This window comes from Reinekea sp., assembly GCF_982785585.1.
The window spans coordinates 76,210-83,111 of record NZ_CEYAVF010000013.1 but is presented as its reverse complement, the minus strand read 5'-3'; the positions used below and the strand labels follow the sequence as shown (position 1 = coordinate 83,111).

At 53.9% G+C, this 6,902-nt stretch carries 6 protein-coding genes; 4 read left to right on the top strand and 2 right to left on the bottom strand.

Annotated features, from left to right (window positions below; all coding sequences use genetic code 11):
- Both AC4FIC_RS07240 and AC4FIC_RS07235 read right to left on the bottom strand, forming a co-directional pair.
- The coding region (locus tag AC4FIC_RS07240; protein WP_490359392.1) for a M16 family metallopeptidase at positions 1-1,680 on the bottom strand (1,680 nt) is incomplete at its 3' end.
- Between the two features lie 65 nt (positions 1,681-1,745).
- Positions 1,746-2,564, bottom strand: a complete 819-nt coding sequence (locus AC4FIC_RS07235; protein ID WP_273283808.1) for a CPBP family intramembrane glutamic endopeptidase — start codon at positions 2,562-2,564, stop codon at positions 1,746-1,748.
- A 731-nt stretch (positions 2,565-3,295) separates the two neighbouring features.
- Between AC4FIC_RS07235 and rdgB the strand changes: the two genes are divergently transcribed.
- The 4 genes from rdgB to AC4FIC_RS07215 all read left to right on the top strand — a co-directional run.
- Complete coding sequence (gene rdgB, locus AC4FIC_RS07230) at positions 3,296-4,084, top strand: RdgB/HAM1 family non-canonical purine NTP pyrophosphatase (protein WP_476194782.1); 789 nt, start codon at positions 3,296-3,298, stop codon at positions 4,082-4,084.
- Position 4,085: 1 nt separating this feature from the next.
- Positions 4,086-5,237: a radical SAM family heme chaperone HemW gene (hemW, locus tag AC4FIC_RS07225; RefSeq protein ID WP_100255894.1), complete on the top strand. Its 1,152-nt coding sequence runs from the start codon at positions 4,086-4,088 to the stop codon at positions 5,235-5,237.
- A gap of 3 nt (positions 5,238-5,240) precedes the next feature.
- A complete protein-coding gene (gene waaA, locus AC4FIC_RS07220; protein ID WP_100255893.1) occupies positions 5,241-6,587 on the top strand; it encodes a lipid IV(A) 3-deoxy-D-manno-octulosonic acid transferase in 1,347 nt (448 codons plus the stop codon).
- A gap of 52 nt (positions 6,588-6,639) precedes the next feature.
- The coding region (locus AC4FIC_RS07215; protein WP_490359391.1) for a hypothetical protein at positions 6,640-6,902 on the top strand (263 nt) is incomplete at its 3' end.

Here is a 6,902-nt window from a genome sequence, read left to right as displayed (position 1 = left end):
CAGGGTTTGCACGTAGGCCCGACCCGGCTCCAAATCGGTGGGCTTAAAGACCACCGACAGTCCATTTTCGAGTGTCCAGAGCATCAGGCCCTCGCTGTCCAAGCGATCGTCGGTTTTGGCTATGAGTCCAGGGAAACGATAGGCGTCAGCCTGGAACCCTGCTGACACAGCGGTACGTTCTTCCAACTTATTTTGCCAACCGGTTAAGTAGGCAGCCTTAGCCGCTGCAGCGTCGAACTCAGCGCCCTTAGGATGGAAGAAATAGCCGCGCAGGTGACCGGGTTGTATCGCCTTGGCAATGATCCGATTTACATCCGCCAATGGGATGCTGAGCAGCTGGTCCAGGTTCGCCAACATCGACTCGGGATCTTCGGGCAGTTCTTCCTCACTGATGTCGGACATCAACCAGTCGATATGCTCTGCCGAAGATGCTCCAGCCAAGCTCGACACCCAGTTTTCAATACTGATGCGAAACTGGCCACCAATTTGCTGATATTCCTCGGTACTGATGCCGTACCTTTTCATCCGCCTAAGCTCGGCGGCGAGCGCCGTCAAGGCTTCGCTGCTACGACCTTCATAAACGGTGCCATAGATCTGCAGGGGCTTTTGGCCGTCTTCTAAACTATCAATACCGGCACTACTATCAATCAAGGCTGCCTGCTCCTGCTCACCCAAGCGCTGCAGTCGACCCGTCAGGGCTTGGGTGTACAGAGTTTCAATAAAGCCCAGCTCGTTGCCGGCGGCACTGTTCGTTTCATACGACAAACCGGGCAGATATAGCAACCAAAAGGAGTTCAATTGGTCGCTGTCGCTTAGACCGAAGAGCTCGATCCCGGCTAAGTCAACCGCTGATCCTTGCGGCTCATCAATAGCGCTCGGCTCGCGCTGCCAACCGGCAAAGGTGGATGCAATGGCTGCGACTGCATCCATGCTACCCTCTGGATAGACCACTACCACGTCGATATTGTCGGGCCGGTAATGGCGTTGATAGAAGCCGCGCAATTGCTCGGCGGTCGCTGCCTTAACGATGCTCATATCACCAATCGGCATACGCTCAGGATAGGCCGTATCGGCATAAAGATGATTGAAGAATTGCAGTCCAGCGCTCTGTTCTGTGCCCTCACTGAGACGCCACTCCTCAACGATCACCGGGGCCTCTTTAGCCACCTCATCGGCCTCGAAGCTAACCGCGGTCGACCAGTCGTACAGCACCTCAAAAGCCGTTGCGATGAGATCCGGTCGATCTGATGGCACCGTTAGACTGTAAACGGTTTCGTTGAAACCGGTGTAAGCATTGATATCGCCGCCAAAACTCATGCCAGCGGATTCAAAAAACGCCACCATCTCATGTTTGGGGAAGCGGGCGGTGCCGTTGAAGGCTAGGTGCTCGACCATATGGGCCAGGCCGCGTTCGCTGTCCAGTTCATCGAGTGAGCCGGCGCGCACGCGCAAGCGCAGCTCTACCCGGTCCCTATTGTCATTGTCCGGTAACGCCTTAACGGCCCAACGCAGTCCGTTGTCGAGAACGCCCTGTTGCACGAGTGGGTCTGGGGTAGGCTGCCAAGCGGTATGGGGTTTATAACGGTCCATGCTCATGCTCGGGTCGGATTGCGAGCTGACCACAGCACAACCAGCGAGGGAGCTAACAAGCAGCCCAAGGGCCAGGATTTTTTTATACATCTGATTTCCTTTTCACTTTAAAATTTCAACAACACAACCGGGACGATTGAACCGGCAACCCTAAGTTATGACACACCAAGCCAAATCACGAAAACAACAGCCAACAGATTGTTCAAGGCGTGAAACAGAATCGGTAGCCAGATGCTGCCCGATTTTTCGCGCACATAACCCAAAAAAAGAGCCAATAATCCAACAACACAAAGTACCGACCATTGATACTGTCCGGCGTGCGCCAGCGTGAACAACAGCGATGTCATGACTAGGGTGCCCCATGCGCCCAATCGAGTCGACCGGAGCATTGCGAATAGATAACCGCGAAAGAAAAACTCTTCCACCAGGGGCGCAAAAACCACTAGCGCGATACTGGCCCAAAGGCTTTTAGTGCCCAGCATCTTTGCGATAAAATCATCCGGTTCGGATACCCAGAGAATGTCGACCGATACTGAAACAGCCAAATAGGCCAAAAACAGGCAGGATGCCAGCCAAAACCAATAGCGACTAAAGGTTTGAACCGCCAAGGTTTGGCGCCAAGACTGGCCCTTAAAATGCGCGGCAAACAGTAACAGCGGTAGCACGAAGAGGGTTTCCAAGCCCAACAGGCCGAATAGCGCATCGACCGATTCCGAATGGGCTAAGGTCAGGGTTTCAATGGTGTCCACATCGAGCAGAGTAGCGCTATGCGACTGCACCAGGGTCAGATAAACGCTGTAGCCAATCAAATACACAAAGGCACTGACCGACACCATCACCAGCATCAGGGCTGACCAACCCAGGCCACGCCCTAAACTCGGCTGCGACCCGATAGGGGGCGCGACGTCGCGCTCATCATGTTGTCCGTTTTTTACAGCAAACAACTCGTCGGTTGGTTCAACGCCTTGAGTCATAACAGGTCCTTCTTATAACCGATGAAAACTGCTGCATAGCGCAACAACCAAGCCAGACCCTAAGGGCACCAACAATATTTATCGAGGCGGCCCAAAGGATCCAACTTAAGTCTAGTTAAGTTGATCATTAATTTTGCCTATAAGCCGTTTTAAGCATCAAATGCCGGGCACCCTAAAGTTGTGCAAATAGTATTGGACCGGGTTGCATAATATGCTTTAGAAGCGCTACAGAATGGCGTTTTTTTGAGTCGGCATAAACCAATTGAAGGGGCATAGAAAAAACGTCCTTGTGGGTGCCTACCTGCTTGCACACAGGCAGTGTCTTTTTGAAGCATTCCTCGCTTCAGACAACATAAAGATTAACTAATATAATAATGAAATTCAAATGGAATTTATGGCTGGGTTGATTATTTTTACAAATTTATTTTTTAATATTATTTTTATTATAAAAAATATTAATATTTTACCAAAAATTGAATCCACCCGGACGAACCAAGCTACTGCTTAGACGGTGAGAATTGTGACGCCTATTTTATTTTTTGTATCACTATCCCTATCAGCGCCGAACTTATTTTCGTGCGCATGGCCATTAATAGTGAGGATATAGTCAAAAAAACAATCTAGGTTCCTTCGGCCCGGCCCGAAGGCCTTATCGGAAAAGCATCAATACTATAGTGATTCTCACCGCGCCTTGGACCCAGAAAATTAGACTCAGTCCTGAGGTGGTCTTTTTGCATCGACAGAGAAATAAAAAATGCATCGTGACCGTCAACTGGTCTCTAAGCCTAAAATTCCAGACTAATCGTTATCGGCATTACGCCCATCGGGTGCACTATGCTAAAATCCCCGACACTATAACTGGCCATGAGATGCGCACCATGTATTGCACCAACCACTGGGTTCTTGCCTCCAATAATGCCGGGAAGTTGCGGGAATTTAATGATCTATTGGCGCCCCTGGCCATCAAGATTCAGCCACAGGCCGAGCTAGATGTCCCCGATGCGATTGAAGACGGTCTCAGTTTTATCGAAAATGCCCTTATAAAGGCGCGTCACGCCGCACGTTTGACCGGATTACCCGCGCTGTCGGACGATTCGGGTTTGGAAGTGGATGCATTGCAAGGCGCACCGGGCATCTATAGTGCGCGCTATGCCTCAATGGCCGGCGGTGACAAGTCCGATTTGGCCAATCTGAACAAGCTGTTGGTCGATCTCAAAGACGTTCCCCCGGCCGAGCGAACCGCTCGCTTTCATTGCGTACTGGCCTTTATGCGCCATGCCGATGATCCAACACCGATCGTCATTCAGGGTACCTGGGAAGGGTCTCTGCTCCAGGCACCGGCCGGGGATAAGGGCTTTGGTTACGATCCCATTTTCTGGGTCGCGGCACACGGGTGCAGTGCGGCGCAGTTAAGCAAGGCAGAAAAAAACCGACTCAGCCACAGAGGGCTTGCCGTGGCGGCTTTTAAGCGCCGCATGGCGCAGCTGTTAGAGCAAAACCCCGCAGCGGTGGGTCGCTAAGATGTCACTGCCCCCCTTAGCCATCTATATCCATGTGCCTTGGTGTATCCGCAAATGCCCCTATTGCGATTTCAACTCCCATGCCGCCAAGGCCGAGGACATTCCCGAAGCCGACTATCTGAGCCGGATGCACGAAGACATTCGCCAAGATGCCTCCTTGGCACAGGGGCGCAAGGCCCAATCGGTTTTTTTTGGCGGCGGTACGCCCAGCTTGCTCAGCGCCAGTGCGATCGGCCAGATCATCCACTGGGTCGAGCACTATATCGGCTTGACCGACAACGCTGAAATCACCCTGGAAGCCAACCCTGGAACTGTCGAGGCGCATCGTTTTGCCGGCTTTCGCGCGGCCGGTGTGAATCGATTATCTATTGGGGTGCAGAGTTTTGCTGACCGTTTATTGCAAACGCTGGGCCGAATTCACTCCGCCGACGAAGCAATAAGAGCCATCGATATCGCCCGACAAGCGGGCTTCGACAACTTTAATATCGACCTCATGCACGGTCTGCCCGACCAGTCCGAAGCCGAGGCCTTGGCCGATCTGCACCAGGCCGTGGCATTGTCCCCGACCCATATCAGCTGGTATCAATTGACCATCGAGGCGAACACCGAATTTTACCGTCAACCTCCGACCTTGCCGGCCGATGAGACCCTGTGGGACATCCAGCAGGCGGGCCAGGAGTATCTGGCCAGTCAGGGTTATAACCAATACGAGGTCTCGGCCTATGCCCGCGATGCCGACCAGAGCCAACACAATCTGAACTATTGGCGCTATGGTGACTATTTGGGTTTGGGTCCCGGCGCCCATGGCAAGTATAGCCGTGCTCTCACTCAGGGTGGCCTCAGCATCACCCGAACGAAGAAAACTCGGTTGCCTAAGGATTATCTCAATGCCGACCGACCGCTGATGCGCCAGGAAGAGAGCATTGCGGAAGCCGACCGACCGTTCGACTATTTTATCAATGCTTTTCGACTGCGTGAGCCGGTCTCCCTGCGTCAGTTTGAGCACAGCACCGGCGTGCCAAGCGCGACGCTTGCCCCGGTGCTAAGCCTATTAGTGGCGCGCGGACTGATCCGCTGGCAGGATGATTCAGTCGCCACAACCGACCATGGCTACCTGCATTTAAACGATGTGCTGTCTTACTGGCTGGAGTAACGGATGAAAACACGCCTTGCCTTAACCGCCTATTCACTCATCTGGTCGCTGCTGCTGCCGCTGGTGCTGCTGCGACTCTGGCTAAAGGGCCGCCGACAACCGGATTACCGATTGCGCTGGCCCGAACGGATGGGCCATTGGCCGCTTTATCCTCAGGGCTGCCTGTGGATTCATGCCGTCAGTGTCGGTGAAACCATCGCCGCCAAACCCTTGGTGGAGCAATGGCAGCAACGTCACCCGGATATTCCCATTCTGCTTACCACCATGACGCCGACCGGTTCGGCTACGGTGCGCAAGCTGTTTGGCACCACGGTTCATCACGCCTATCTGCCTTGGGATATGCCCGGCCTGCAACGCAAGCTGGTTAAACGGTTACAGCCCAGACTGTTGGTGATTATGGAAACCGAGCTCTGGCCCAATCTGATCCATGCCTGTCGACGGGCGGAAGTACCAGTATTGCTGGCCAATGCTCGGCTATCCGAGCAATCCCAGCGCGGTTATCAACGGGTCCGGGCCCTGACTAGGCCGATGCTCAGAAGTCTCAGCGGTATTGCCGCGCAACACACCCCCGATGCCGATCGTTTCGCCGCCTTGGGGGTCGACGAGCGCAAATTGCAGGTCACCGGGTCGATTAAGTTCGATATCACACTGGACACCCGAACCCGCGATCTCAGCAAACAGTTGTCGAAAGCCATCGGTAAGCGGCCGATCTGGATTGCCGCCAGTACCCATGAGGGCGAGGACGAAGTGCTGCTCAAGGCGCACGGCAAGTTGAAGATTAAGTTACCCGACGCCCTATTGATCTTAGTCCCGCGCCACCCGGAGCGCGCCGACCGGATCGCCGGCCTGCTCTATAAACAACATTTTCAGTTTGCTCGACGCTCGCTCGATCAGGTGCCGAACGCCGATCAGTCGGTGTTTTTAATCGATAGCCTGGGCGAACTGATGACCTTCTTTGGCTTGGCCCAGGCTGCTTTTATCGGCAACAGCCTGAACGGTGGCGGTGGCCACAATCCCATCGAACCGGCTAGCGTGGGCGTGCCGGTGCTGATCGGACCGAGTTACACCAACTTCCAAACCATTATCGAGGCGATGCGTGCCGAACAGGCGGTGGTGATGGTGCACTCGGTCGATGAGCTGCGCGATCGCCTACTCGGCTTGCTGCAGTCCAAAGATTTGCGCGACACCTATGGCCAGCGCGCTTACCTGTTTTACCAGCAACAACAGGGGGCCTTGAAACGCCTAATGGGTTGGATCGAAAATCTGCTCAATCGAAACCCTGAGCTGGCCGACCCGCTGCGCCAACCCACCCAACCGGAGCCGGTGGATGAGAAGAACGGAAACTCTTGAGTCGTGGCGTAATAGTTGTATTCTGGCTGCCATTGAATAGGGTTCGAAACGCATGAAGACAGTGTTAGGCTTTGCTCTGCTTGCTAACCTTGGGGCTGCAGGCCTTATCGGGCTGTTATCGCTCTGGTGGCCGCAAGTGCAGCAGGCTGAGCCGATCGATCTAGTGTTTTTTACCGGCCTACTGTTTTGGTTCGGATCGACTCTGGTGCGTTTAAGCGGCCGACGTTTTAACAAGGGCGTACGCCCCGATCAAGTCAGTCTGACCGATCCGCAACTGGTCTTACAGGCCAATAGTCTGGCGTTGAAGTTGCTGGT

Bases quoted from the DNA above. Each gene is read 5' to 3' on its own strand.
- AC4FIC_RS07235 (WP_273283808.1), bottom strand. From the start codon at position 2,564: ATGACTCAAGGCGTTGAACCAACCGACGAGTTGTTTGCTGTAAAAAAC.
- hemW (WP_100255894.1), top strand. From the start codon at position 4,086: ATGTCACTGCCCCCCTTAGCCATCTATATCCATGTGCCTTGGTGTATC.
- waaA (WP_100255893.1), top strand. From the start codon at position 5,241: ATGAAAACACGCCTTGCCTTAACCGCCTATTCACTCATCTGGTCGCTG.